Genomic DNA, 25166 nt, shown 5'->3' on the forward strand with positions numbered 1-25166 from the left:
CTGCGGCAGGCCTTCGGGCCGCCGGTCGTACCGAAACCGTCCTCGATCCGCTGCCCTACCGTCTCTGGAGAATCCCATGCCCGTTCACGAAATCCGCCATCCGCTCATCCGTCACAAGCTCGGCCTGATGCGGCGCGCCGACATCAGCACCAAGAACTTTCGCGAACTGGCCCAGGAAGTCGGCGCCCTGCTCACCTACGAGGCGACCAAGGACCTGCCGGTGGAAGAGGTGGACATCGAGGGCTGGTGCGGCACCGTCAAGGTGGAAAAGATCTCCGGCAAGAAGGTCACCGTGGTGCCCATCCTGCGCGCCGGCATCGGCATGCTCGACGGCGTGCTCAGCCTGATCCCCAGCGCCCGGGTCAGCGTGGTCGGCCTCGCCCGCAACGAATCCACCCTGCAGGCCCACACCTACCTGGAAAAGCTGGTGGGTGAACTGGACCAGCGGATGGCCATGATCATCGATCCCATGCTGGCCACTGGCGGCTCCATGATCGCCACCATCGACCTGCTGAAGAAGGCCGGGGCCAAGGAAATTCGCGCCCTGGTGCTGGTGGCGGCGCCCGAAGGCATCGCCGCGGTCGAGGAAGCCCATCCGGACGTTCGCCTCTACACCGCCTCCATCGACGAGCGCCTCAACGAGCACGGCTACATCCTGCCGGGGCTGGGCGATGCCGGTGACAAGATCTTCGGCACCAAGCAGAAGGACGCCTGAGCGTGACCGCGCGGGAACCGCTCTGGCGGGAGATCGTGGTGGGCGCCCAGATGCTCTTCGTGGCCTTTGGCGCCCTGGTGCTGATGCCGCTGATCACCGGCATGGACCCCAATGTGGCCCTCTTCACCGCAGGCTTCGGCACCCTGCTGTTCCATCTGGTCACCGGCCGCCAGGTACCGGTGTTCCTGGCATCGAGCTTCGCCTTCATCGCCCCGATCATCGCCGCCAAGGCTGAATTCGGTCTGCCGGCGGTGCTCGGCGGGGTGGTGGCGGCCGGCTTCGTCTACACCTTCCTCGGCCTGGCGGTGAAGGTGCGCGGCGTGGGCTTCATCGACCGCCTGCTGCCGCCGGTGGTGATCGCCCCGGTGATCATCTCCATCGGCCTCGGTCTGTCGCCGGTAGCGGCCAACATGGCCATGGGCAAGGCTGGTGACGGCAGCGCCCAGCTGGTGCCCTATGCCACGGCGATGCTGATCTCCATGCCGGCGCTGGTCACCACCCTGCTGGTGGCCATCTACGGCAAGGGCATGTTCCGCCTGGTGCCCATTCTGGCGGGCGTCTTCGTCGGCTACGCGCTGGCGTTCGTCTTCGGCATCGTCCATACCGAGGGGATAGCCGCCGCGCCCTGGCTGGCGATCCCGGCCTTCGTCGCGCCGGAATTCCATTGGGGCGCCATCCTGTTCATGGTGCCGGTGGCCCTGGCGCCAGCCATCGAGCATGTCGGCGGGGTGATCGCGGTGGGCGGAGTGACCGGCAAGAACTACCTCAAGCAGCCCGGTCTGCACCGCACCCTGCTGGGCGATGGCCTGGCCACCTCCTCCGCCGGGCTGTTCGGCGGGCCGCCCAACACCACCTACGCCGAGGTGACCGGCGCGGTGATGCTGACCAAGAACCACAATCCGCGGGTCATGCTGTGGGCGGCGGGCTTCGCCATGGTGCTGGCGTTCGTCGGCAAGTTCGGCGCGGCGCTGCAGACCATCCCGGTGCCGGTCATGGGCGGCATCCTCTGCCTGCTGTTCGGCTCCATCGCGGTGGTGGGCCTGAACATCCTGATCCGCCATCAGGTGGACCTGTCCGAGGCGCGCAACCTGGTGATCGTGTCCGTGACCCTGGTGTTCGGCATCGGCGGCATCGTCTTCGGCAACGGCGAGATCGGCCTAAAGGGCATCTCCCTCTGCGGCCTGATCGCCATCGGCCTCAACCTGGTCCTGCCCGGGCACAACGCCTGGAAGAAGGATGCCGAACCGCCAGAGCGTCCGCTGCTCTGACGGCCAGCTCAGGATGCCGTTACGCCGGCATCCTGGGCTGCTCAATGGGCTGCGGCGGCAGCTCCGCCACCTCTTCGCACAGCTCCACCAGCGCCCGGGCCCAGGCCGGGTCGTCGTTGACGCAGGGAATCAGCACCAGCTCCCGGCCACCGGCTTCGATGAACTGCTCGCGGCCGCGATCGCCGATCTCTTCCAGCGTCTCGATGCAGTCGGCGACGAACGCCGGGCACATCACCAGCAGACGCTTCACGCCGGCCTTGGCCAGCTCGTCCAGCCGCGCCTCGGTATAGGGCTCGATCCACTTGTCCTTGCCCAGCCGCGACTGGAAGGACACCGACCACTTGCCAGCGGGAATGCCCAGGCGCTTGGCCACCAGCTCGGCGGTGCGCTGGCATTGGCTGCGGTAGCAGACGGCCAGCGCCTTGGCGGTGACCTTGCTGCTGTCAGGCGCGCGCAGGTCGTGGCTGCGATCCTTGACCAGCTTGCGGATGTGCCGCTCGGGCAGGCCATGGAAGGACAGCAGCAGGTGATCGTAGGGCTCCTCGAGATAGGGCTCGACGCTGGCCGCCAGCGCCGCCTGGTATTCCGGGCGGTCGTAGAACGGCGGCAGGATCTTCAGCGTCAGCGGCAGCTGATGGGCCTCGATCACCCGCCGCGCCTCGACGATAGCGGTGGTGGTGGTGCTGTCGGCGAATTGCGGATAGAGCGGCGCATAGGTCACCTCGCGGATGCCCTGGCTGGCCAGGCGCTTGAGCACCGACCCCACCGAGGGCTCGCCGTATCTCATGCACAACTCCACCGGACCATGGCGCCAGAGGGGCCGCACGGCCTCCTGCAGGCGGCGGCTGAGCACGATCAGCGGCGAGCCATCGTCCCACCAGATCGACTCATAGGCCTCGGCCGAGGCGGCGGGCCGCTTGATCAGCACCAGCGACACCAGCAGCCGACGCAGTGGCCAGGGCAGATCGACCACATAGGGATCCATCAGGAACTGGTTCAGATAGCGCTTCACGTCGGGGACGTGGGGCGAATCGGGCGAACCCAGGTTGGCGAGCAGCAGAGCGTTGGTAGTCATCGTGAATCCTTGGCGGCGAGCAGATCGGCCAGAGCCGCATCCAGCTCGGGATAGCGAAAGACATAGCCGGCAGCGAGCAGGCGCTCGGGCCGGGCGCGCTGACCACCCAGCAAGAGGATGGACAGCTCTCCCATCAGGCGCAGGGCGAAGGCGGGAATCAGCAATCGCGCCGGGCGCCGCAAGGCCCGTCCCAGCGCCTCGGTGAAGTCCCGGTTGCGCACTGGCTCGGGGGCACAGAGATTATAAGGACCCTGGGCGTCGCTGCGGTTGAGAAGAAAATCGATGGCCCCGATTTGATCCTGTAAATGAATCCAGGGCATCCATTGGCGTCCGTTACCCAGGCGCGCGCCCAGGCCGAAGCGGAACGGCGGCAACAGGCGCAACAGGAAGCCATCGTCGGCGGCCAGCACCAGACCGGTGCGCAGGTTGACCACGCGGATACCCAGTTGCTCGGCCTCGTTGGCGATCTGCTCCCAGGCCAGGCACAGCTCGCCAGCGAAGTCGGCGCCGGCCAGGCTGTCCGCTTCGCTCACCGGCTTCTCGCCGCTGTCGCCATAGAAGCCGGTGGCCGAGCCCGACAGCAGCACCGCGGGCTTCTGGCTGCGCCCACGCAGCCATTCGATCAGCCGCTCGGTGGTGCCGATGCGGCTTTGCCAGAGCTCGGCCTTGCGACTGCGGGTCCAGGGCTTGTCGGCGATGGGCGCGCCGGCCAGATTGACCACCGCATCCAGGTGCTCGTCGCCCAGCGCCTCCAATTGAGCGATGCCGCGCACGCCGGGTCCGCACTCACGCGCCACCCGTGCCGGGTCGCGGCTGAGCACGGTGAGTTGGTGCCCGGCGGCCGCCCATTGGCGGCACAGCGCGCGGCCGATCAATCCGGTGCCACCTGTCAGCAGGATATGCATGTCGTCACTTCCTTCTCGTATTGCCCTGCCGCCCGGATGCATCTGAACGAAGGGAAGAGGATTGTTTGGTATGGTCGTGGGTCGAAAGATCCAGAACGGTTGCCAGTCGTAGCCGTAGAGCCCTTGCACGCGCAAACGTTCGACAAGGGCGAATCGTCAGACAAGCGAGGTCCATCATGACTGCCCCCATCGCCATCGTTGGCGCAGGAATAGCCGGACTTGCCGCAGCCCAGACGCTGATTCGCGCCGGGCAGCAGGTCCAGATCTTCGACAAGAGCCGCGGCAGCGGCGGCCGCATGGCCAGCAAGAGAAGTGAAGCCGGGGCCCTGGACCTGGGCGCCCAGTATTTCACCGCTCGCGATCGCCGCTTCATCGACGCCCTCAACGAATGGCGGCGGGCCGGTTGCGCGGCCGAATGGAATCCGGTGCTCTACCAGTATCGCGACGGGCGCCTGAGTCCGTCCCAGGACGAGCAGCCACGCTGGGTCGGGGTACCGCGCATGAGCGCCATCACCCGCCATCTGTTGGGCGACCTGCCGGTCACCTTCGACTGCCGTATCACCGAGGTCTTTCGCGGGGCCCAGCACTGGCACCTGCTGGACGCCAGCGGCGAGACCCACGGGCCTTTCGCCCAAGTCGTCATCGCCATGCCGGCGCCTCAGGCCACGGCGCTGCTCTCCAGCGTGCCCAAGCTGGCGGCCACCGTGGCCGGCGTCAGCATGGAGCCGACCTGGTCGGTGGCCCTGGCCTTCGCCACGCCCCTGCAAACCCCGGTGGAAGGCTGCTTCGTGCAGGACAGCGAACTGGACTGGCTGGCGCGCAATCGCTGCAAGCCCGAACGCGACACCACCCTGGACACCTGGGTACTGCACGCCACCAGCGCCTGGAGCAAGGCGCATCTCGACGCCTCCAAGGAAGAGGTGATCGAACGCCTGCATGGCGCCTTCGCCGAGTTGATCGGTTGCCCGCTGCCGGCGCCGAGCTTTACCCTGGCCCATCGCTGGCTCTATGCGCGACCCGCGCAACCCCACCAATGGGGCGCCCTGGCCGATCCCGACATGGGCGTCTTCGTCTGTGGCGACTGGTGCTCCAGCGGACGCGTGGAAGGTGCCTGGTTGAGTGGTCATGAGGCCGCGCAGCAGCTCCTGGGTAGTCTGGACTAAGCGACGAAGCGCATACCGTCTGTAACCTGAGGCGAATCTTTTGCCGAAGCCCCCTGTCGAAAGTTTCACCAAACTTGTACAAAATAGAAATCCTTGTACAAGAAAACACACGACAGGGGATCTCCATGCTTGCCAACGCCTCTTCCAGCCTGCCCCGTCCACGCCTCGGCATCAGTGCCTGCCTGCTGGGTGACGAAGTCCGCTACAACGGTGGACACAAGGAATCCCGGCTCTGCAGCCAGACCTTCGCCGAGCATTTCGATTTCGTCCGGGTCTGCCCGGAGATGGCCATCGGCCTCGGTACGCCGCGCGAACCCATCCGCCTGGTGGGCGATTCCCAGGCGCCACGCGCCGTCGGCACCTTGAATCCCAGCCTGGACGTGACCGCCGCCCTGACCGCCTACGGGGAAAAGATGGCGGGCGAGCTCGCCGACCTGTCCGGCTTCATCTTCATGCAGAAGTCGCCCTCTTGCGGCATGGAAAGGGTCAAGGTCTATCACGCCAATGGCCAAGGCAGTGAAACCGACGGCCGCGGTCTGTTCGCCGCAGCCATCATGCGTCTACGCCCGGACCTGCCGGTCGAAGAGGCCGGTCGGCTGAACGATGCGGTGCTGCGGGAAAACTTCGTTACGCGGGTCTTTGCCCATGCCCATTGGCAGCAACTGCTGCAACAGGGTCTGACGGCGCGGGCGCTGCTGTCCTATCATTCGCGCTACAAGTACCAGCTCATGGCCCACGATGCCCATCGTGCACGGGCCCTTGGGCAGTTGGTCGGCAGCATCGGTCAGCGCAATCTGGACGAGCTGGGTCAGGAGTATTTCAGCGGCCTGATGGCTGCACTGAAAAAGTGCGCTACCCGTGGTACTCACTGCAATGTGCTCTATCATCTCTTCGGTTATCTGCGCCGGGTCCTGAGCGACAGCGAGAAGCAGGAAATGCAGCAGCTGATCGAGCAGTACCACGAGGGCATCGTCCCCCTGGTCGTGCCCCTGACGCTGCTCAAGCACCACTTCCGCCAGCATCCGGATCGTTATGTGAACGAGCAGGCCTATCTCCAACCGCACCCTGAACGTCTGAGTCTGCGAAATGCCATCTAGCGTCATTCCCTTGCCCTCACCGTCGAATGGCGAGGAGCAGGATTATCAGTCCGCCTTGCACGAAGGCTGGCTGCCCATCCGGGAAATCGCCCGGCGTACCGGCGTCAACGCCGTGACCCTGAGGGCCTGGGAGCGGCGTTACGGCCTGCTGGTCCCCAAGCGCACCCCCAAGGGACACCGGCTGTACAGCGAGGCCCATGTGGTTCGGGTGCAGCAGATCCTCGCCTGGATCGCCCGCGGTGTGGCGGTCAGCCAGGTCAAGGGCCTGCTCGACGACCAACGACCGGCAGCGGTGCCCAGCGATACGCCCTGGCAGGGCATCCACCAAGAGATGATGGACGCCATTGGCCGGCTCGCCTCGCGTGTTCTCGATGAGGCCTACAACCGCGCCGCCTCCCTCTATCCGCCGCGGGTGCTGCTGGATCAGTTGCTGTGGCCGTTGCTGCGGGAACTGGAGCGACTCAGCCAGGCCACCGACGACGGTCGCCTGCAACAGGTGTTTTTCCAGTCCTGGCTGCGCAGCAAGCTGGGCGCGCGGATCTACCACAGTCAGCACAGCCTGCGCGGTGCGCCGCTGGTACTGCTCAATCTCGACGAGACGCCGATGAATGTCTCGCTGTGGCTCTGCGCCTGGCTGATCAGCGCCACGGACTGTCCCGTCGAAGTGGTGGAATGGTCGATTCCCGCGGCTAATCTCGATCGCCTGGTCGAGCAGCTCGACCCGCGGGCGCTGGTTCTCTGCCGCGACAGCCGGCCCGACATCGAGCTGCGTCGCCAGCTGCAGACCTTTGCCAATCGCCATGCACGCCCCTGCCTGACCCTGGGTGCCCTGGGCGAATCCCTCACCGCCGACGCCGCCCCGGCGCGCAGTCCAGGCGAGGCTTTCGATCGCCTGCAGAGTGCCGGACTCCTGCGTCAGGATCGGCATGCATGAGTCAGCTCGTCTGGTTTCGTACCGACCTGCGCACCTTAGATCACCCCGCTCTCCACGCCGCCGCCGAGCAGGGGTCGGTGGTGGCCGTGTTCCTGCTGAGTCCTGCCCAGTGGCAGGCGCACGACGAGGCCGCGGTCAAGGTCGACTTCTGGCTGCGCAATCTCGCCGCCCTGGGCAAGACGCTCAGGTCCCTCGGCATTCCCTTGCTGATCCGCAGTGCCGAGCGCTGGGCGCAGGCACCCCAGGTGTTGCTCGACCTGGCCAGGGAACTGGGCATCGAACACCTGCACTTCAACGACGAATACGGCGTCAACGAAGCCGCCCGCGATGACGCCGTGGCAGAGGCCTTCGATGCGGCAGGGCTGGCCGCCCATCGCTATCTGGACCAGACGCTGTTCGCGCCGGGAACGGTACTGACCAAGAGCGGGGGTTATTTCAAGGTCTTCGGCCAATTCAAGAAGACCTGCCTGGCGCGCCTGGAAACCGGTCTGCCAGCGCCCCTGCCTGTCCCCGGCAAGCAGCGGAAGGGCCCGCTCCAGGCCGACGAGTCGCCCAGCTCGGTCGAGGGCTTCGCTACCCCCTCGCCCGAAGTGCAACGGCTGTGGCCGGCCGGCGAAGAGGCGGCGCTGCAGCGCCTGGAAGCCTTCATCCAGGAGGATCTGGGCGATTATCACCAGGCGCGGGACATCCCCTCAGAACCCGGTACCAGCCAATTGTCGGCCTATCTCAATGCGGGAGTGCTGACGCCGCGGCAGTGCCTGCAGGCAGCGGTTCGGGCCAACGATGGCCTGCTCAGCGGCGGTATGCAGGGCGCGGCCACCTGGATCACCGAGTTGCTCTGGCGCGAATTCTATCGCCACGTGCTGGTGGGCTATCCCTGGGTATCGCGGCACCAGCCGTTCAACCGGGAGCTGACCGCCCTGCCCTGGCGCGACGACCCCGAGGGCCTGGCGGCCTGGCAACAGGGGCGCACCGGCATCCCCCTCATCGATGCCGCTATGCGCCAGCTCTTGCAGACCGGCTGGATGCACAACCGCATGCGCATGCTGACCGCCATGTTCCTCTGCAAGAACCTGCTGATCGACTGGCGCGAAGGCGAGCGCTGGTTCATGCAGCATCTCATCGATGGCGACCTGGCTTCCAACAACGGTGGCTGGCAGTGGAGCGCCTCCACCGGTACCGACTCGGTGCCCTATTTCCGGGTGTTCAATCCCCACACCCAGGCGCTCAAGATCGATGCCCGCGGCGACTATGTGCGCACCTGGGTACCGGAACTGGCCGAGCTCAAGGGCAAGGCCGTGCACACCCCGGGGGGCCGTTACCTCACCCCCCTGGTGGACCTTGGCGAAAGTCGCCAGCGGGCGCTGGCCACCTACCGCGGCATGGCGCGCAAGACGGATACGAAAAAGCCGGACTAGGTCCGGCTTTTTTCATATCAGCCCTGGATCAGAGGGTGTGGCTGTAGAACAGCGCATAGGACTCGATGCCATCGTTGGGCTGCTTGATGCCGGCGTTGGAATAGTGGGTCGCGCGAATGCCGACGCGCTGGGTGTCGCCAATCTTCAGGCCCAGGCCGATACGGTCTTCGAAGTTGAACGCCGAACCCAGGTCCTGCTCGCCGACCTTGGTGCTGGAGAAGACCGCGACGCCGATACCGGCTTCGACGAAGGGTTTCACATGACCCTGGCCGAATTCGTAGACGAACACCGGGGCGAAGGACAACGAATGCTGATCGGAAGAGCGCCCGTTGTCGCCTTCCCAATAGGTGTAGCCCGCATCCCAGTAACCGGTCAGGCGGCCGGTAGAGCTCTGCCACCAGCTCTTGTCCCAATTCCAACCGGCACCGATGCGATAGGTCATGCCGCTCTGGCTGGTGGCTCCGACTGCCCCGGTGATTTCCACAGCCTGTGCCGACGCCATGCCATCCAGCGAAAGCGCGGCGGCCACTGCAAGGGAAAGCAATTTGTTGTTCATGAGAGTGCCCTTATGGATGTTTCTAGTTTTTACGAACTGCCAGCATTGACCATCAAGACGTGAAGGTGTTCACAGCCTTAGACATTTTTACCTACAGGGTCGGATGCTAGTCGCTGGACGACCGTTTGGCGAGCGAAACCCGGGCAGAAAAGTCAGACGAACGCCTTTACCTCGGCCCCTGCCGGCCAGAGCTGCGGCAACACCGCGCCTAGCTCGGTGGGTGGGCCAGACGTCCAGATGCGCGTCGGGCCGGCCGGCCCGCTGGCCAGGCGTCCAGCCACCGCCAGCAGACTTTGCAAGCGCCGCGCCACGGCGGCGCCGGTATCCACCAGGATGACTTCCGGCGGCACTAGCTCGGCCAGCAGGGGCCGCAAGAAGGGATAATGGGTGCAGCCCAGGATCAGGGTGTCGCACTCCGCCGCCAACAGCGGTTCGAGAAAGCCCTGCAGCAGACGCCGGGTCTCGGGGCCGTGCAGATCGCCGCGCTCGACCTGTTCCACCAGTCCCGGACAGGGCTGGGTCAGCACCTGGACGCCCAGGGCGAAGCGGTCCAGCAGGGCGGCGAACTTGGCGCTCTGCAGGGTACCGGTGGTGGCCAGCACCCCGACCCGGCCATTGCGGGTAGCCGCGGCCGCCGGTTTAACCGCCGGCTCCATGCCGACGATGGGCCACTGGGGATAGCGTTCGCGCAGATCAGCGACCGCCGCCACGGTGGCGGTGTTGCAGGCCACCACCAGCGCCTTTGCGCCCTGGGCGTGCAGCCGCGCCGCGATCAGCTGGCAGCGCTCGCGGATGAAGGCAGGGGTCTTTTCGCCATAGGGGATATGGCCGCAGTCGGCGACGTAATGCAGGGTTTCCGCCGGCAACAGCTGCCGTATCTCGGCCAGCACCGACAAGCCGCCGACGCCCGAGTCGAAGACCCCGATCGGCGCCTCGTCAGCCATGGCGGGCGCCGCACACCGGGCAACCCGGATCGCGCTTGACCCGCAATTCACGGAAGCGGCTGCCTGCCGCATCCACCAGCAGCAGCCGACCCACCAGCGGCTCGCCGAAACCGGCCAGGAGCTTGAGCGCTTCCAGCGCCTGCAGACTGCCCACCAGACCCACCACCGGACCCAGCACCCCGGCTTCGCTGCAACTGAGTTCGGCCTCGCTGCCCTCGCCATAGAGGCAGTGGTAGCACGGACTGTCGGCGCGGCGCGGATCGAAGACGCTGAGCTGGCCCTCCAGGCGAATGGCAGCGCCACTCACCAGCGGCCGCCCCTGGGCCACGCAGGCGGCATTCACCGCCGCCCGGGTGGTGAAGTTGTCCGAGCAATCCAGCACCAGATCCACCGCGGCGACGCGCGCCGCCAGACTGTCGGCGTCCAGCGCCTCGCGCCACGGCACCAGGCGTACCTCGGAATTGAGCGCCGCCAGGCGTTGCAGGGCGGAATCCACCTTGCCCTGGCCGATGCGACTCTCGTCGTGCAGCACCTGGCGCTGCAGATTGCTCAGGTCGACCCGGTCGAAATCGGCCAGGTGCAATTCGCCGACGCCGGCCGCGGCCAGATAGAGCGCCACCGGCGAACCCAGCCCACCGAGGCCCACGATGAGCACCTTGGCGTCCTTCAGCCGCAGCTGGCCGGCGATATCCACCTGGGCCAGCAGGATCTGCCGGCTGTAGCGCAGCAGTTCGCCGTCGCTCAGCATGGCCAGCGGCCTCCACTGATACGCGCGTGACCGCCCAGGTCCTGGCGACTCTCGACCTCGGCGAAACCCTGGCGGACCAGCAATTCGCGCACCACGGCGGCCTGGTCGAAGCCGTGTTCCAGCCACAGCCAGCCCCCCGGCTGCAGGTGCGCGGGCGCCGCCCCGATCAGCTCGCGGATGTCGTCCAGGCCATCGGCCCCGGCCACCAGGGCGCTACGGGGCTCGAAACGCACATCGCCTTCGTCGAGATGGCGATCGCTGCCGGCGATATAGGGAGGATTGCTGACGATCAGCTCGAAGCGCTGCCCGGCGAGTGCGGCGAACCAGTGACTGGGCTGAAAGGTGACGTTGCCCAGGCGCAGGCGCTGGGCATTGCGCTGGGCCAGCGCCACCGCCGCCGGGATGCGATCCACGCCGCTGACCTGCCAGCGTGGCCGTTCATGGGCCAGGGCTAGGGCGATGGCGCCGGTACCCGTGCCCAGATCCAGTACCCGCACCTCGTCGGCCAGGGGCAGCGCCAGGGCGGTTTCCACCAGCACCTCGGTGTCGGGCCGCGGGATCAGGGTGTCGGCGCTCACTTCCAGGTCCAGCGACCAGAAGCCTTGCTGCCCAAGAATGTAGGCCACCGGCTCGCCCTGCCGGCGCCGCTCGAGATCGGCCTGGAAACGTGCCAGGGCCTCGCGTGGCACCAGTTTTTCCGGCCAGGTACGCAGGTAGCTGCGCGGCTTGTCCAGAGCGGCGGCCAGCAGCAGTTCCACGTCGAGACGAGCGCTGGGCGAATCCGGCAACTGGCTTTCGTGCAACAGGGCGCCGATGGTGGCCATGCTTCAGTCTCCCAGCGCTGCCAGCTGGTCAGCCTGGTATTCCTGCAGCAGCGGGTCGATGATCTGCTGGACGTCGCCATTGACCACCTCGCCCAGGGAATAGAGGGTCAGGTTGATGCGGTGATCGGTCACCCGGCCCTGGGGAAAGTTGTAGGTGCGGATGCGCTCGGAGCGATCACCCGAACCCACCAGCAGCCGGCGGGTGTCGGACATTTCCTTGTGCGCCGCCGCATCCTGCTGGTCGTTGAGCTTGGCCGACAGCCAGGCCATGGCCTTGGCGCGGTTCTTGTGCTGGGAGCGCTCTTCCTGGCACTCCACCACGATGCCGGTGGGCAGGTGGGTGATGCGCACCGCGGAGTCGGTTTTGTTGACGTGCTGACCGCCCGCGCCCGAGGAGCGATAGGTGTCGACGCGCAGATCGGCCGGATTGATCTCGATGGCCTGCTGCTCGTCAGGCTCGGGCAGCACCGCCACGGTGCAGGCCGAGGTATGGATGCGGCCCTGGGACTCGGTCTCCGGGACCCGCTGCACCCGGTGCGCACCGGATTCGAACTTGAGCTTGGCGTAGACGTTGTCGCCCTCGACCCGGGCGATGACTTCCTTGAAGCCGCCGTGCTCGCCTTCGTTCTCCGAGAGCACCTCTAGGCGCCAGCCCTGGCGCTCGGCGTAGCGCGAGTACATGCGGAACAGGTCACCGGCGAAGATCGCCGCCTCGTCGCCACCGGTACCGGCGCGGATTTCCAGGAAGACGTTGCGGCCGTCGTTGGGATCGCGCGGCAGCATCATGCGCTGCAGCTCGTCTTCCAGCTCCTGCAACCGCGCCTTGGCGCTGGCGACCTCTTCCTCGGCCATCTCGCGCAGATCCGGATCGCTGTCCTTGAGCAGCGCCTGGGCGCCCTCCAGGTCGGCCTGCACCTTGCGGTATTCGGTGAACGCCTGGCTGACCGGCTCGAGCTCGGCGTATTCCTTGGAATAGGCGCGGAACTGGGTCTGGTCGCTGATGACTTCGGCGTCGCCCAACAGCGCGGTCAGCTCCTCGAAGCGGTCCTGCAGACCGTCGAGCTTGTGCAACAGAGAGGTCTTCATGTCTTGTCCAAACCCTCGTCGAGGGCGAAGAGTTCCTGAGCCAGGGTCAGCGCATCGATGCGCCCCTCGGCGGATAGTTTCTTGAGCTGTACGCTCGGTGCGTGCATCAGCTTGTTGGTGAGGCTGCGCGCCAGGGCGGCCAGGGCTTCCTGGGGATCGGCGCCATTGGCCAGCTGGCGCTGGGCGCGAGCCAGTTCGTCGTCGCGGATCTGCTCGCCCTGCTGGCGATAGGCGCGGACCACATCCACCGCAGCGCGCTCGCGCAGCCGCTGCATGAAGTCCTCGACCCCGGCCAGCACCAGCTTTTCGGCGGCCTGGGCGGCGCCCTGGCGACTCTTGAGGTTTTCCGCCACCACCTCGTGCAGGTCGTCCACCGTATAGAGGTAGACGTCTTCCAGCTCGCTCACCTCCGGTTCGATGTCGCGCGGCACGGCGATATCGACCATGAAGATGGGCTTGTGCCGGCGCTGCTTGAGCGCCCGCTCCACCGCGCCCTTGCCGAGGATGGGCAACTGGCTGGCGGTGGAACTGATGACGATGTCGCTGTTGACCAGCTCGTCGGGAATGTCGGCCAACAGCACGGTATGGGCGCCGAATTCTTCCGCCAGGTGACTGGCGCGCTCCAGGGTGCGGTTGGCGACGACGATGCGCCGCACGCCCTGCTCATGGAGATGGCGGGCGACCAGGGTGATGGTCTCGCCGGCGCCGATCAGCAGCGCCTGGCTGCGGCTGAGGTCGCTGAAGATCTGCTTGGCCAGGCTGACCGCGGCAAAGGCCACGGATACCGGGTTCTCGCCGATCGCCGTGTCGGTGCGCACCGCCTTGGCGGTATTGAAGGTGGCCTGGAACAGCCGGCCCAGCAGCGGACCGACGGTGCCGGCCTCACGCGCCACGGCATAGGCCGACTTGAGCTGGCCGAGGATCTGCGGCTCGCCCAGCACCATGGAATCCAGCCCCGCGGCCACCCGCATCATGTGGCGGACCGCGGCCTCGTCCTGGTGCAGATAGATGCTGGCGCGCAGGTCTTCCAGGGGTACCCGGTGGTACTGGGCGAGCCAGGCCAGCACGGCTTCCGCCAGGCTGGGCTCCAGTTCCAGGTAGAGTTCGCTGCGATTGCAGGTGGACAGAATCGCCGCTTCGCGACTGTGGGTAGCCTGCTCCAGCTGGCGCAGGGCCTCGACCGTCTGCTCCGGAGTGAAAGCCACGCGTTCGCGCACCTCAACCGAGGCGGTCTTGTGATTGATGCCGAGCGCGAGAAAGGCCATGGACGCAAGCAGTCGAACGGATTGGGAAAGCCGAACATTGTCCTACGCGCGGGCGGTGGCGACAACCAGCAGCGACGAGACGTCGGCCAATCGCTGTCATAGCCTGAGCGAATGAATCTTGCCGGGCAAAAGGCGTCAACAGCCTCGACCACCGCACTTTCGGCCGGCCGCTGCGCATGCGCGACGCGGCCACGGCGACTCTTGTGGCATGATGGACCGACTGTAAAAAGGCCGCCCCGACCCTATGACCAGATACCTTGCGCTGCTGACGACCGCCCTGCTGCTCGCCGGCTGCCAGAACCTCGGCCGCCAGCCGACGCCCGCTGCCGCCATCCCGCCGCCCACCGCCAAGACCAGCACGCCGCAACCGGCCGGTTCCTTTCGCGAAGACACCCTCTATGACCTGCTGGTCGGCGAGTTGGCCGGCCAGCGCAACCGATTTGACATCGCCCTGACCAACTATGTCGAACAGGCCAAGTCGACCCAGGATCCGGGCATCGCCGAGCGCGCCTTCCGCATCGCCGAATACCTGGGCGCCGATACCCCGGCGCTGGAAACCGCACAGATCTGGGCGCGCAACGCCCCCGACAACCTGGATGCCCAGCGCGCCGCCGCCATCATGCTGGCCCGCGCCGGTCGCTATGACGAGTCCATGGCCTATATGGAGCGGGTGCTCCAGGGCCAGGGCGACACCCATTTCGACTTCCTCGCCCTGTCCGCGGCGGAAACCGACGAGACCACCCGCGCCGGGCTGCTCAAGAGTTTCGATCGGCTGCTGGCCAAGTATCCGCACAACGGTCAGTTGCTGTTCGGCAAGGCCCTGCTGCTGCAACAGGACGGCCGCCCCGACGAGGCGCTGAAACTGCTGGAGCGCAATCCGGCGGCCAAGCGCGAAGTCGCGCCCCTGCTCCTGCGCGCGCGCCTGCTGCAGAGCCAGGACCGCAGCGCCGAGGCCCTGCCGCTGCTCGAAGCCGGCATCCGTCAGCATCCGGAAGACCGCCGCCTGCGCCTGGCCCATGCCCGGCTGCTAGTGGAGCTGGATCGCCTGGACCAGGCCAAGCGTGAATTCGCCGAACTGGTCACTCAGTTCCCGGACGACGATGACCTGAGATTCTCCCTGGCGCTGGTCTGCCTGGAAGCCCAGGCCTGGCGCGAAGCCCAGATCTATCTGAAAGAACTGATCGACCGCGGCAGCCACGTTGACGCCGCGCACCTCAACCTGGGCCGCAGCTACGAAGAACTCGACCAGCCCGAACAGGCGCTGGCCGAATACGCCCAGGTCGGCCCGGGCACCGACTACCTGGCCGCCCAACAGCGTCAGGCGGAAATCCTGCTCGGCAGCGGCCGCATCGCCGAGGCCCGTCAACGCCTGGCCGATGCCCGCAAGCGCCAGAGCGAATACGCCGTGCCGCTCTATCTGCTGGAAGTCGAAGGCCTGGCCAGTGCCGACCAGACCACCCTTGCCGACCAGACCGTGCAGCAGGCTCTGCAGCAGTATCCCAACGACCTCAACCTGCTCTATGTCCGCTCCATGCTGGCGGAAAAGCGCGGCGATCTCGGTCAGCTGGAAGCCGATCTGCGCTACATCATCGCCCACGACCCCGACAACGCCATGGCGCTCAACGCCCTCGGCTACACCCTGGCCGATCGCACCCCGCGACTGGCCGAGGCGCGCCAGCTGATCGACAAGGCGCACCAGCTGAGCCCGGACGACCCGGCGATCCTCGACAGCATGGGCTGGATCCGCTATCGCCAGGGCCAGCTGGCCGACGCCGAACGCTATCTGCGCCAGGCCTACGAACGCTTCCCCGACGCCGAAGTGGCGGCCCACCTGGGCGAGGTGCTCTGGGCCCAGGGCAAGCGCAGCGAAGCGCGCAAGGTCTGGCGCGTGGGCCTCGACGCCGACGCCGATGACGCCATCCTGCGCAGCACCCTCAAACGCCTGACTGGAAGCGAAACCCTCCGATGATCCGCGTGCGTACCCTCTTCACCCTGTTCCTGCTCGCCCTGCTGGCCGGTTGCGCCAGCACCTCTCGCCAGGAGGCCGTGGAAGGCCAGGGCAATGCCGCCCAGTGGCAAGCCCACAAGCAACGTATCGCCGCCCTCGACGGCTGGCAGATCGACGGCAAGGTCGGCATCCGCGCCCCGCGCGATTCCGGTAGCGGCACCCTGTTCTGGCTGCAGCGCCAGGACTACTACGACATCCGCCTGGCCGGCCCCCTCGGCCGTGGCGCCACCCGACTCACCGGGCGTCCGGGTGCCGTCACCCTCGATGTCTCCGGCCAGGGCAGCTACCAGGCCGATTCCCCCGAGGCCCTGCTGGAACAGCAACTCGGCTGGCGCCTGCCGGTCTCGCACCTGCTCTGGTGGGTGCGTGGCCTGCCGGCGCCGGACAGTCGCAGCCAGTTGACCCTGGACGCCGACAGCCACCTGGCGCGCCTGGTACAGGACGGCTGGACCGTCGAATACACCCGCTACACCGAGCAGAACGGCTACACCCTGCCCGAGCGCCTCAAGCTCACCGGCAAGGACCTGGAAGTCATTCTGGTGGTGAAGACCTGGCAGCCGCGCGAGCTGGGCAAATGACCATGGCGCCTGCCTTCACCCTGCCGGCGCCGGCCAAGCTCAATCTGTTCCTGCACATCCTCGGCCGTCGCCCGGACGGCTATCACGAGCTGCAGACGCTGTTCCAGTTTCTCGACTGGGGCGACGACCTGGGCTTTGCCGGACGTGACGACGGCGAATTGCACCTGCACGACGGCCTGCCGGGCGTCGCCCCCGAACAGAATCTCATCCTGCGCGCGGCTCGCCTGCTGCAGGAAGCAAGCGGTACCCGCCAGGGCGCCGACCTCTGGCTGACCAAGCGCCTGCCCATGGGCGGTGGCATCGGTGGCGGCAGCTCGGATGCCGCCACTACCCTGCTCGGCCTGAATCACCTCTGGGGCCTGGGCGTCAGCCTCGACGACCTGGCGGCGCTGGGGCTGCGCCTGGGCGCTGACGTGCCGGTATTCGTCCGCGGCCAGGCCGCCTTCGCCGAGGGCGTGGGGGAAAAGCTCACCCCCGTCGCGCCGCCGGAACCCTGGTATCTCGTGGCGGTGCCGCAAGTCTCTGTAAGTACAGCAGAAATTTTTTCAGATCCGCTGTTGACACGGGACACTCCCGCCATTAAAGTTTGCGCCGTTCTCAAGTGGTCAGGTCGAAACGACTGCCAGAGTACGGTCGAAAGGCGTTACCCAGAAATTCGTAACGCTTTGATCTTGCTAAACAAATTTGTTTCAGCTAGATTAACCGGCACTGGAGGTTGCATATTTGGAAGCTTTCCAAATAAGACCGAAGCTGATACAGTAGCTAGCCAGCTACCAGCATCACTTCCAGGCTTCGTAGCCAAAGGCAGCAACACTTCCATGTTGCACCGGGCGCTGGCAAGCCTGACCAGAGAATGAGTACAGCTAGTACTCTGCAAGATACAGGGGCGTCGCCAAGCGGTAAGGCAGCAGGTTTTGATCCTGCCATGCGTTGGTTCGAATCCAGCCGCCCCTGCCATTTTCCTTCCAAGACCCACCTCAAGCCGCAGGAACTGCAGCGTGTCCAAGATGATGGTCTTCACGGGGAACGCCAACCCCGATCTGGCACGGCGCATCGTGCGCCAGCTGCACATCCCTCTCGGTGACGTCTCCGTCGGAAAATTCTCCGATGGCGAGATCAGCGTCGAAATCAACGAGAACGTACGGGGCAAGGATGTCTTCATCATCCAGCCTACCTGCGAGCCGACCAACGACAACCTGATGGAACTGGTGGTGATGGCCGATGCCTTCCGCCGCTCCTCGGCGACTCGTATCACCGCAGTCATCCCCTATTTCGGCTATGCGCGCCAGGATCGCCGTCCGCGTTCCGCGCGGGTCGCCATCAGCGCCAAGGTCGTGGCCGACATGCTGACCGTGGTGGGCATCAATCGCGTGCTCACCGTCGACCTGCACGCCGACCAGATCCAAGGCTTCTTCGATATTCCCGTGGACAACATCTACGGCTCCCCCGCCCTGGTGGATGACATCGAAGACCAGCGTTTCGAAAATCTGATGATCGTCTCCCCGGACATCGGCGGCGTGGTGCGTGCGCGTGCCGTGGCCAAGAGCCTGGGTGTGGACCTGGCGATCATCGACAAGCGCCGGCCCAAGGCCAACCAGTCGGAAGTGATGCACATCATCGGTGACATCCAAGACCGCACCTGCGTGCTGGTCGACGACATGGTCGATACCGCCGGCACCCTGTGCCACGCGGCCAAGGCGCTGAAGGAACACGGCGCCGCCAAGGTCCTGGCCTACTGCACCCACCCGGTGCTGTCGGGTCGCGCCATCGAGAACATCGACAACTCCGTGCTGGACGAGCTGGTGGTGACCAACACCATTCCGTTGTCCGCCGCGGCTCAGGCCTGCAGCCGTATCCGCCAACTGGACATCGCGCCAGTGGTGGCCGAGGCGGTACGTCGGATCAGCAACGAAGAATCCATCAGCGCGATGTTCCGTTAAGGAACAGCCGCTCTGGAAGCGCCCCGGAAGGTCGAGGAGACCCCCCGGGGCTTTTTAGTCGGTAGGGCCGTAGAACTGGTCGCAAGTCTCGGCCTGCCGATTCCTTATCCTGGAGATTCACAATGGTAGATTTCACTCTGAATGCCGAAGTGCGTTCCGACCTGGGGAAAGGTGCGAGCCGCCGCCTGCGTCGTAATGCCGGTAACGTTCCCGCCGTGATCTACGGTGGCGACAAGGCCCCGACGTCCATCACCCTGGTCGGCAAAGACCTGGCCAAGATGCTGGAAAGCGAAGCCGCCTTCGCCAGCGTCATCACCCTGAAGGTCGATGGCAGCAACGAAAGCGTCCTGGTCAAGGCCCTGCAGCGTCATCCCTCCAAGGGCTACGTCATGCACGCCGACTTCCTGCGCGTCATCGCCGATCAGAAGCTGACCGCTCACGTACCCCTGCACTTCATGAACCAGGAAACCTCCGTGGGCGTGAAGCAACAGGGTGGCGAGATCCTGCACACCATCAACGAAGTCGAAGTCTCCTGCCTGCCGAAAGACCTGCCGGAATTCATCGAAGTCGACATGGCCAAGGTCGAGCTGGACCAGATCGTGCACCTGAGCGACCTGAACGTCCCGGCTGGCGTCGAGCTGGTGTCCCTGGCCCACGGCAGCGATCTGCCGGTTGCCAGCATCCACCTGCCGCGCATCCGTGAAGAAGCTGCAGACGGCGCTGCCGAAGAAGGCGCTGCCGAGTAAGTTCGCGCACGCCTGAAAGAGAAGGGCTCCTGACATGACTGCCGTTCAACTGATCGTCGGCCTGGGTAATCCAGGCCCCGAATACGACCAGACCCGGCATAATGCAGGGGCCCTTTTCGTTGAGCGACTGGCAGCCGCCCAAGGCGCGAGCCTGGCTGTCGAGCGCAAGTATCATGGCCTCGTGGGGCGCTTTCGCCACGCGGGCAACGAGGTTCGTCTACTCATCCCTACCACCTATATGAACCGCAGCGGCCAGGCCGTGGCGGCGCTCACCGGCTTTTTTCGCATCCCGCCGGCGGCCATTTTGGTGGCCCATGACGAACTCGACCTGCCACCCGGCACCGCCCGCCTCAAGACCGGCGGCGGCCATGGGGGGCACAACGGACTGCGCGACATCATCGCCCAGCTCGGCAATCAGAACGGTTTCCAGCGTCTACGTCTGGGCATCGGCCATCCGGGGCATGCCAGCCTGGTCTCCAACTTCGTGCTGGGTCGCGCCCCGCGCAGCGAGCAGGAGCTGCTCGACACCAGCATCGACGCCGCCCTGGAAGTGGTACCGGAGCTGCTCTCCGGCGACCTGACCCGGGCCATGCAACGCCTGCACAGCCGCAAAGCCTGACCTACCCTCTTCCTTTTCTTCCGCGAGGACACACACCATGGGATTCAATTGCGGCATCGTCGGCCTGCCCAACGTCGGCAAGTCCACCCTGTTCAATGCCCTGACCCAATCCGGTATCGCGGCGGAAAACTTCCCCTTCTGCACCATCGAGCCCAACAGCGGCATCGTGCCCATGCCCGATGCGCGGCTGAACGCCCTGGCGGAGATCGTCAAGCCCGAGCGGGTGATCCCCACTACCATGGAGTTCGTCGACATCGCCGGCCTGGTGGCGGGTGCCTCCAAGGGTGAAGGCCTGGGCAACAAGTTTCTCGCCAACATTCGCGAGACCGATGCCATCGCCCATGTGGTGCGCTGCTTCGAAGACGAGAACGTCATCCACGTGTCGAACTCGGTGGATCCCAAGCGGGACATCGAGGTGATCGACCTGGAGCTGATCTTCGCCGACCTCGACAGCTGTGAGAAGCAGCTGCAGCGCGTCACCCGCAACGCCAAGGGCGGCGACAAGGAAGCCCTGGCGCAAAAGGCCTTGTTGGAACAGCTGATTCCCCACTTCGAGGCCGGCAAGCCTGCCCGCAGCCTGATGAAGGGGCTGGACGAGGAGCAGAAGCGCCTGGTGCGCAGCTTCCACCTGCTGACCAGCAAGCCGGTGATGTACATCGCCAACGTCGCCGAAGACGGCTTCGAGAATAACCCGCACCTGGACGTGGTCCGCGCCATCGCCGAGGAAGAAGGCGCCGTGGTGGTGCCGGTGTGCAACAAGATCGAGGCGGAAATCGCCGAACTGGACGACGACGAGGAAAAGCAGATGTTCCTCGAGTCCATGGGCATGGAAGAGCCGGGCCTGAACCGGGTGATCCGCGCCGGCTACGAATTGCTCAACCTGCAGACCTACTTCACTGCCGGGGTGAAGGAAGTCCGTGCCTGGACCGTCCGCGTCGGCGCCACCGCGCCCCAGTCGGCCGCGGCCATCCACACCGATTTCGAGAAGGGCTTCATCCGCGCCGAAGTGGTGGCCTATGACGACTTCATCGCCTTCAAGGGCGAGAACGGCGCCAAGGAAGCCGGCAAGTGGCGCCTGGAAGGCAAGGAGTACATCGTCAAGGACGGTGACGTCATGCACTTCCGCTTCAACGTCTGATCCACTACCCAGATCTTAATGAACAAACCCTCTCAGGTATGCCGCCTGAGAGGGTTTTTCATTTCTGACGGATGCATTAGTCATATGTGGCTTGCCAGTCGAGGCGATGTCGATCATCGGCTCGACCATTGCTGTACCGTCGCCGCTGGACCAGCGGCGACGCGGTCGACGAACCAGCCCCGATTGTCGCTAGCGCCGCCCTCTGCAATGACCTGAAGGGATCCTAGAGGCAGTCCAGCCTCCTGCTTGCGATACAATCACTAACCTTTACGTCATCACGACTGGCGCCGCCCAAGGGTGCCCACGAGAGATTCAGCAATGCCCCTTACGCTGCAACAACTGGAACGTCACCTGTTCAAGGCCGCCGATATTCTGCGCGGCAAGATGGACGCCTCGGAGTTCAAGGAATACATCTTCGGCATGCTGTTCCTCAAGCGCTGCTCCGACATATTCGAAGAGCGTTACGAGCAGGTCGTTGCCGCTGAGATGAGTTCCGGAAAGAGCAGGTCGGAGGCATCTGACACGGCGGAAAATCCGCGCTGGTACAAGCTGCATGGCAACTTCTGGGTACCCCTTCATTCGCGGTTCTGGTATCTGCGCAACGAAGCGCATATCAACGTTGGCGACCTTCTGAACAAGGCGCTCAGCGGCATCGAGGAAGACAACGCTGCATTGAACGGAGTGTTGGAGCATATCGACTTCAACCGCAAGGTCGGTCAAAGCAAGATTCCCGATCAGAAGCTACGTCAACTCATCACCCACTTCGCTGATGTGCCCCTGCGTGATAGCGACTTCGAATTTCCCGACCTCTTAGGGGCCGCTTACGAGTACCTGATTGCGGAATTTGCGGACTCAGCTGGTAAGAAGGGCGGTGAGTTCTATACGCCTCGCTCTGTGGTACGGCTTATGGTGCACCTCCTCAAGCCGACCCTCGATCATGACATCTACGACCCCTGCTGCGGCTCGGGCGGCATGTTGATTGCCGCCAAGGAATATATCGAAGAACACGGCGAGGATGGTCGTAAGGCCAACCTGTTCGGCCAGGAATTCAACGGCACCGTCTGGTCCATCGCGCAGATGAATATGTTGCTGCACGGCATCAGCAACGCTTGGCTGGAGAACGAAGACACTCTGGCCGATCCCAGGCATATCGAAGGTGGCGAACTGCGCCGCTTCGACCGCATCCTCACTAACCCGCCGTTCTCTATCAACTGGGGTCACACCGAAAAGAACCCGGATGGCAGCCTGGCCTGGAACCCAACCTTCCGCGAGATACGTTTTCCCTTCGGCGAGGTGCCGCTGGGCTCGAAAAAGGCCGACCTGATGTTTCTCCAGCACATGCTTGCCGTCACTCGCGACGAAGGCATGATCGCCACCGTTCTGCCCCACGGCGTACTGTTCCGGGGCGGTGAGGAACGCGGCATCCGCGCCGGTATCATCGAGAACGACCTACTCGAAGCGGTGATCGGCCTGCCAGCCAATCTGTTTTATGGCACCGGCATCCCGGCCTGTATCCTGATCCTACGTCAGCAAAAGCAGGAGGGCGCCAACCGCATCAGCAGCAAGCCGGCCGCTCGCCAGGGCAAGGTGCTGTTCATCAACGCCGACCGCGAATACTTCGAGGGCCGCGCGCAGAATTACTTACTGCCAGAGCACATCGAGAAGATCACCACTGCCTACGATGAATTTCGCCGGATCGATGGACTCAGCGATGTGGTGGATATCGCCACCTTGCGCGCCAACGACTACAACCTGAATATCCGCCGCTATGTGGATAACGCACCGCCACCGGAGCCCCATGATGTAAGGGCCCACTTGCTGGGCGGTGTGCCCAAGGCCGAAGTCGAGGCGAAAGCATCCCGGTTCGCCGCCCATGGCCTTGATCCAAACGAACTCTTCGTCGCGCGCGATGCCCAGTATTTCGACTTTCGCAATGAGCTAAGCCGCCGCGTCGACCTCAAGCCGGCCATCGAAGGCAATGCCGGCCTGCAGGCCAGGGAAGCTGCCCTACGTGATGCTTTCGAGACCTGGTGGCACCTGCACAGCCCACGCATCACCGCCCTGGCGGGCAAGCTGGATAACAGCGCCGCCCTGGTCGAGCTGCGCGGCGAGCTACTAAACAGTTTTAGCCAGACCCTGGAAGGCATCGGCCTGCTCGATCCCTTCCAGGTCCGCGGCATCGTGGCCGGCTTCTGGTACCAGAGCAAATACGACTTCCTCGGTTTGATGGCCCGTGGCAGCCGGGGCGTGGTGGATGCCTGGCGTACCAGCATCATCACGGCCCTGGAAGACAAGGCCAGCAAGCAAAGCCCGTTGGAACACAAGCTGGTGAAATTCCTGCTCGGCGATTTCGTCGCCGGGCTGGCCGAGCTGGAAGCGAAAAAGGCCGAGCTGGACAGCCAGCTCAAGGGCGCCGCCCCCAGCAAGGGGGAAGACGCCGATGAGGCCGACAACCAGGCGGATGCCGACGACGAGGATAGCCCCATCGATGAAGCCCAGCTCAAGGCCTGGAAGGCCGAGTTGGCCAAGGTGAAGAAACAGCTCAAGACCCAGCAGGAAAACTTCGCCAGCCACCTGAACAAGGCCGTCGACGGACTGGACGAGGCGCAGTCCGCCGAGCTGTTGCTAACCATTCTGCATAACGATATGCAGGCCATCGTCGAGCGCTATATCGCCGCCCAGCGTAAGCAGATAGTCGCTGCCTTCGAGAACTGGTGGGACAAGTATCGGGTGACGCTGAATGAGATCGAACAGAGGCGTGATGCGGCAGCAGAGGCGTTGCAGGGCTTCCTGAAGGGGTTAGGGTATGTCTGAGACGGCACTTTCGGCTATTGCCGATATCAACCCTGGCGCACGCATTCCAAAGGAAATCACCGGTAGCGCGGAAGTGTCGTTCATCCCAATGAGCGATGTGTCGGAGTCAGGTGACTGGACAACCCGACAAACACGCCCGTTGCGCTTAGTAGCAGCTGGGTTTTCTGCTTTCGAGGAAGGCGACGTGCTCGTTGCCAAAATCACGCCTTGCCTCGAGAACGGCAAGGGCGCACATGCACGAGGGCTGCTCAACGGTATCGGTTTCGGCAGCACAGAGTTCCATGTGTTGCGTGCCAAACAAGACGTTGAGCCCCGATTTGTTTTTCACATTACCCATAGCCGGCGTTTCAGGCAGGCTGCGGAAAGACAAATGGTTGGTTCCGCTGGTCAGCAACGTGTGCAACGCCAGTTCTTTGATGAGTTCCTAGTCAGAGATTTTTCCCAGGGCGAGCAACGAGCCATCGCCCAAATCCTCGACACCCTCGACACCGCCATCCGCGAAACCGAGGCGCTGATCGTCAAGCTCAAGGCCGTCAAACAGGGCCTGCTGCACGACCTGCTGACCCGTGGCATCGACACCAACGGCCAACTGCGCGCCCCACAGAGCGAAGCTCCGCAGCTCTACAAAGAATCACCGCTGGGGTGGATTCCGAGGGAGTGGGAGGTTTCAACAGTTGAAGCCGAATTCAGTGTCGACTCGGGGATCACGCTTGGTGCTCATCGGGCACCCAGAAATTACCCCAAGCAATACCTCCGAGTCGCAAATGTGCATCGCGCCCGTCTCTTGTTGGAGGACATTGCAACACTTGAGGCGTCTCATGCTGAGGCTTTATCACGGGGATTGCACCCCGGAGATCTGCTGGTCGTAGAGGGGCATGCCAGTACGGAGGAGATAGGGCGGTGCGCAATGGCGGAAGAGTCTGTCCGTGGCATGCTCTTTCAAAATCACTTGTTCCGCTTACGAGCCAAGCGTTTTCTTTCGGCGTTTGGATTGCTCTGGATGAACTCAGCGTTCGTTCGCGCGTACTGGCGCTGTGAGGCCGCCACCAGCTCTGGGTTGAATACAATCAACAGGACCAAACTTAATCGTCTAGCAGTCGCCGTTCCTCCCTTGAGTGAACAGGAAAGGATCGTTTCTGTTGAGTTAAGTTTTGCCTCTCGGCTCCGCGAAGAGGAGCGCACGCACGAGAAGCTGAGAAGGGAAAAGATCGCCCTGATGGACGACCTGCTTACCGGCCGCGTGCGTGTCACTCCGCTGCTCGAATCTGTGCAGCCTGCTGCTGCACCAATCATCCAACAGCCTGTTGGACAAACGGGAGCCTGAT

23 protein-coding genes and 1 tRNA gene are annotated in these 25166 nt (G+C 64.7%); 16 read left to right on the plus strand and 8 right to left on the minus strand.

Annotation, left to right across the window (positions count from 1 at the left end):
• Nucleotides 1-76: 76 nt before the first annotated feature.
• Nucleotides 77-715, plus strand: coding sequence for a uracil phosphoribosyltransferase (gene upp / locus BMZ43_RS13550; RefSeq protein WP_017641072.1), 639 nt, complete (start codon nucleotides 77-79; stop codon nucleotides 713-715).
• Nucleotides 716-717: 2 nt separating this feature from the next.
• Nucleotides 718-1983, plus strand: a complete 1266-nt coding sequence (locus BMZ43_RS13555; protein WP_017641073.1) for a uracil-xanthine permease family protein — start codon at nucleotides 718-720, stop codon at nucleotides 1981-1983.
• Nucleotides 1984-2002: 19 nt separating this feature from the next.
• Here the strand turns inward: BMZ43_RS13555 and BMZ43_RS13560 are convergent, their stop codons facing one another.
• Together BMZ43_RS13560 and BMZ43_RS13565 are read right to left on the minus strand one after the other, a co-directional pair.
• The gene (locus BMZ43_RS13560) at nucleotides 2003-3058 is read right to left on the minus strand and encodes a ferrochelatase (protein WP_093254277.1); all 1056 of its coding nucleotides are present in this window, start codon (nucleotides 3056-3058) and stop codon (nucleotides 2003-2005) included.
• Complete coding sequence (locus tag BMZ43_RS13565; protein WP_064309296.1) at nucleotides 3055-3963, minus strand: TIGR01777 family oxidoreductase; 909 nt, start codon at nucleotides 3961-3963, stop codon at nucleotides 3055-3057. Before BMZ43_RS13565 ends, BMZ43_RS13560 begins: the two co-directional genes overlap by 4 nt.
• A 65-nt stretch (nucleotides 3964-4028) precedes the next feature.
• On the opposite strand from BMZ43_RS13565, the gene BMZ43_RS13570 reads away from it, so the two are divergent.
• The 4 genes from BMZ43_RS13570 (at nucleotide 4029) to BMZ43_RS13585 (ending at nucleotide 8575) form a co-directional block, all read left to right on the plus strand.
• Nucleotides 4029-5126: an NAD(P)/FAD-dependent oxidoreductase gene (locus BMZ43_RS13570; RefSeq protein WP_143075259.1), complete on the plus strand. Its 1098-nt coding sequence runs from the start codon at nucleotides 4029-4031 to the stop codon at nucleotides 5124-5126.
• A 125-nt stretch (nucleotides 5127-5251) separates the two neighbouring features.
• Nucleotides 5252-6223 carry a YbgA family protein gene (locus BMZ43_RS13575; protein WP_093254280.1) on the plus strand — a complete coding sequence of 324 codons (972 nt, stop codon included), beginning with the start codon at nucleotides 5252-5254 and terminating at the stop codon, nucleotides 6221-6223.
• Nucleotides 6213-7157, plus strand: a complete 945-nt coding sequence (locus BMZ43_RS13580) for a MerR family transcriptional regulator (RefSeq protein WP_026083847.1) — start codon at nucleotides 6213-6215, stop codon at nucleotides 7155-7157. Before BMZ43_RS13575 ends, BMZ43_RS13580 begins: the two co-directional genes overlap by 11 nt.
• A complete protein-coding gene (locus BMZ43_RS13585) occupies nucleotides 7154-8575 on the plus strand; it encodes a cryptochrome/photolyase family protein (RefSeq protein ID WP_093254282.1) in 1422 nt (473 codons plus the stop codon). Before BMZ43_RS13580 ends, BMZ43_RS13585 begins: the two co-directional genes overlap by 4 nt.
• Before the next feature lie 28 nt (nucleotides 8576-8603).
• Here BMZ43_RS13585 and BMZ43_RS13590 read toward each other — a convergent pair whose 3' ends face one another.
• The 6 genes from BMZ43_RS13590 to hemA form a co-directional block, all read right to left on the minus strand.
• A complete protein-coding gene (locus tag BMZ43_RS13590; protein WP_064309300.1) occupies nucleotides 8604-9131 on the minus strand; it encodes an acyloxyacyl hydrolase in 528 nt (175 codons plus the stop codon).
• A 152-nt stretch (nucleotides 9132-9283) separates the two neighbouring features.
• A complete protein-coding gene (gene murI / locus BMZ43_RS13595; protein WP_064309301.1) occupies nucleotides 9284-10075 on the minus strand; it encodes a glutamate racemase in 792 nt (263 codons plus the stop codon).
• Nucleotides 10068-10823 (minus strand): molybdopterin-synthase adenylyltransferase MoeB, encoded by a 756-nt coding sequence (locus BMZ43_RS13600; protein WP_093254284.1) that lies wholly within the window; start codon nucleotides 10821-10823, stop codon nucleotides 10068-10070. The genes murI and BMZ43_RS13600 overlap by 8 nt, the downstream gene beginning before the upstream one ends.
• Nucleotides 10817-11647, minus strand: a complete 831-nt coding sequence (gene prmC / locus BMZ43_RS13605) for a peptide chain release factor N(5)-glutamine methyltransferase (RefSeq protein WP_064309303.1) — start codon at nucleotides 11645-11647, stop codon at nucleotides 10817-10819. Before prmC ends, BMZ43_RS13600 begins: the two co-directional genes overlap by 7 nt.
• 3 nt (nucleotides 11648-11650) lie before the next feature.
• The gene (gene prfA / locus BMZ43_RS13610) at nucleotides 11651-12733 is read right to left on the minus strand and encodes a peptide chain release factor 1 (RefSeq protein ID WP_017641084.1); all 1083 of its coding nucleotides are present in this window, start codon (nucleotides 12731-12733) and stop codon (nucleotides 11651-11653) included.
• A complete protein-coding gene (hemA, locus tag BMZ43_RS13615) occupies nucleotides 12730-13998 on the minus strand; it encodes a glutamyl-tRNA reductase (RefSeq protein WP_017641085.1) in 1269 nt (422 codons plus the stop codon). Before hemA ends, prfA begins: the two co-directional genes overlap by 4 nt.
• Nucleotides 13999-14242: 244 nt before the next feature.
• Here hemA and BMZ43_RS13620 point away from each other — a divergent pair, with 244 nt between their 5' ends.
• The 10 genes from BMZ43_RS13620 to BMZ43_RS26530 all read left to right on the plus strand — a co-directional run bounded on the left by BMZ43_RS13620 (nucleotide 14243) and on the right by BMZ43_RS26530 (nucleotide 25165).
• The gene (locus tag BMZ43_RS13620) at nucleotides 14243-15967 is read left to right on the plus strand and encodes a tetratricopeptide repeat protein (RefSeq protein WP_093254286.1); all 1725 of its coding nucleotides are present in this window, start codon (nucleotides 14243-14245) and stop codon (nucleotides 15965-15967) included.
• Nucleotides 15964-16584: a lipoprotein insertase outer membrane protein LolB gene (lolB, locus tag BMZ43_RS13625; RefSeq protein ID WP_007161555.1), complete on the plus strand. Its 621-nt coding sequence runs from the start codon at nucleotides 15964-15966 to the stop codon at nucleotides 16582-16584. Before BMZ43_RS13620 ends, lolB begins: the two co-directional genes overlap by 4 nt.
• Nucleotides 16585-16586: 2 nt before the next feature.
• Nucleotides 16587-17441 (plus strand): 4-(cytidine 5'-diphospho)-2-C-methyl-D-erythritol kinase, encoded by an 855-nt coding sequence (gene ispE, locus BMZ43_RS13630; protein WP_093254397.1) that lies wholly within the window; start codon nucleotides 16587-16589, stop codon nucleotides 17439-17441.
• Between the two features lie 25 nt (nucleotides 17442-17466).
• A tRNA-Gln gene (locus BMZ43_RS13635) sits at nucleotides 17467-17541 on the plus strand.
• Nucleotides 17542-17582: 41 nt separating this feature from the next.
• A complete protein-coding gene (locus BMZ43_RS13640; protein WP_017641089.1) occupies nucleotides 17583-18524 on the plus strand; it encodes a ribose-phosphate pyrophosphokinase in 942 nt (313 codons plus the stop codon).
• A 122-nt stretch (nucleotides 18525-18646) separates the two neighbouring features.
• Nucleotides 18647-19270, plus strand: coding sequence for a 50S ribosomal protein L25/general stress protein Ctc (locus BMZ43_RS13645; protein ID WP_093254288.1), 624 nt, complete (start codon nucleotides 18647-18649; stop codon nucleotides 19268-19270).
• A 34-nt stretch (nucleotides 19271-19304) separates the two neighbouring features.
• A complete protein-coding gene (gene pth / locus BMZ43_RS13650; protein ID WP_093254290.1) occupies nucleotides 19305-19889 on the plus strand; it encodes an aminoacyl-tRNA hydrolase in 585 nt (194 codons plus the stop codon).
• 37 nt (nucleotides 19890-19926) lie between these two features.
• Complete coding sequence (gene ychF / locus BMZ43_RS13655) at nucleotides 19927-21027, plus strand: redox-regulated ATPase YchF (protein ID WP_064309308.1); 1101 nt, start codon at nucleotides 19927-19929, stop codon at nucleotides 21025-21027.
• Nucleotides 21028-21345: 318 nt separating this feature from the next.
• The gene (locus tag BMZ43_RS13660) at nucleotides 21346-23841 is read left to right on the plus strand and encodes an HsdM family class I SAM-dependent methyltransferase (protein WP_093254292.1); all 2496 of its coding nucleotides are present in this window, start codon (nucleotides 21346-21348) and stop codon (nucleotides 23839-23841) included.
• Nucleotides 23834-25165 (plus strand): restriction endonuclease subunit S, encoded by a 1332-nt coding sequence (locus BMZ43_RS26530; protein WP_177344810.1) that lies wholly within the window; start codon nucleotides 23834-23836, stop codon nucleotides 25163-25165. The genes BMZ43_RS13660 and BMZ43_RS26530 overlap by 8 nt, the downstream gene beginning before the upstream one ends.
• Nucleotide 25166: the final 1 nt, after the last annotated feature.

The sequence above is a fragment of the Pseudomonas sp. Snoq117.2 genome, assembly GCF_900110545.1.
Taxonomy (GTDB): Bacteria; Pseudomonadota; Gammaproteobacteria; order Pseudomonadales; family Pseudomonadaceae; genus Chryseomonas; species Chryseomonas benzopyrenica.

What these genes read in the sequence shown, in the direction of transcription:
- BMZ43_RS13580 (WP_026083847.1), top strand. Translation starts at nt 6,213, where the DNA reads ATGCCATCTAGCGTCATTCCCTTGCCCTCACCGTCGAATGGCGAGGAG.
- pth (WP_093254290.1), top strand. Translation starts at nt 19,305, where the DNA reads ATGACTGCCGTTCAACTGATCGTCGGCCTGGGTAATCCAGGCCCCGAA.
- murI (WP_064309301.1), bottom strand. Translation starts at nt 10,075, where the DNA reads ATGGCTGACGAGGCGCCGATCGGGGTCTTCGACTCGGGCGTCGGCGGC.
- BMZ43_RS13565 (WP_064309296.1), bottom strand. Translation starts at nt 3,963, where the DNA reads ATGCATATCCTGCTGACAGGTGGCACCGGATTGATCGGCCGCGCGCTG.
- BMZ43_RS26530 (WP_177344810.1), top strand. Translation starts at nt 23,834, where the DNA reads ATGTCTGAGACGGCACTTTCGGCTATTGCCGATATCAACCCTGGCGCA.
- BMZ43_RS13660 (WP_093254292.1), top strand. Translation starts at nt 21,346, where the DNA reads ATGCCCCTTACGCTGCAACAACTGGAACGTCACCTGTTCAAGGCCGCC.
- BMZ43_RS13560 (WP_093254277.1), bottom strand. Translation starts at nt 3,058, where the DNA reads ATGACTACCAACGCTCTGCTGCTCGCCAACCTGGGTTCGCCCGATTCG.
- ispE (WP_093254397.1), top strand. Translation starts at nt 16,587, where the DNA reads ATGGCGCCTGCCTTCACCCTGCCGGCGCCGGCCAAGCTCAATCTGTTC.
- ychF (WP_064309308.1), top strand. Translation starts at nt 19,927, where the DNA reads ATGGGATTCAATTGCGGCATCGTCGGCCTGCCCAACGTCGGCAAGTCC.
- prfA (WP_017641084.1), bottom strand. Translation starts at nt 12,733, where the DNA reads ATGAAGACCTCTCTGTTGCACAAGCTCGACGGTCTGCAGGACCGCTTC.
- lolB (WP_007161555.1), top strand. Translation starts at nt 15,964, where the DNA reads ATGATCCGCGTGCGTACCCTCTTCACCCTGTTCCTGCTCGCCCTGCTG.
- upp (WP_017641072.1), top strand. Translation starts at nt 77, where the DNA reads ATGCCCGTTCACGAAATCCGCCATCCGCTCATCCGTCACAAGCTCGGC.
- BMZ43_RS13620 (WP_093254286.1), top strand. Translation starts at nt 14,243, where the DNA reads ATGACCAGATACCTTGCGCTGCTGACGACCGCCCTGCTGCTCGCCGGC.
- hemA (WP_017641085.1), bottom strand. Translation starts at nt 13,998, where the DNA reads ATGGCCTTTCTCGCGCTCGGCATCAATCACAAGACCGCCTCGGTTGAG.
- BMZ43_RS13590 (WP_064309300.1), bottom strand. Translation starts at nt 9,131, where the DNA reads ATGAACAACAAATTGCTTTCCCTTGCAGTGGCCGCCGCGCTTTCGCTG.
- prmC (WP_064309303.1), bottom strand. Translation starts at nt 11,647, where the DNA reads ATGGCCACCATCGGCGCCCTGTTGCACGAAAGCCAGTTGCCGGATTCG.
- BMZ43_RS13645 (WP_093254288.1), top strand. Translation starts at nt 18,647, where the DNA reads ATGGTAGATTTCACTCTGAATGCCGAAGTGCGTTCCGACCTGGGGAAA.
- BMZ43_RS13600 (WP_093254284.1), bottom strand. Translation starts at nt 10,823, where the DNA reads ATGCTGAGCGACGGCGAACTGCTGCGCTACAGCCGGCAGATCCTGCTG.
- BMZ43_RS13585 (WP_093254282.1), top strand. Translation starts at nt 7,154, where the DNA reads ATGAGTCAGCTCGTCTGGTTTCGTACCGACCTGCGCACCTTAGATCAC.
- BMZ43_RS13575 (WP_093254280.1), top strand. Translation starts at nt 5,252, where the DNA reads ATGCTTGCCAACGCCTCTTCCAGCCTGCCCCGTCCACGCCTCGGCATC.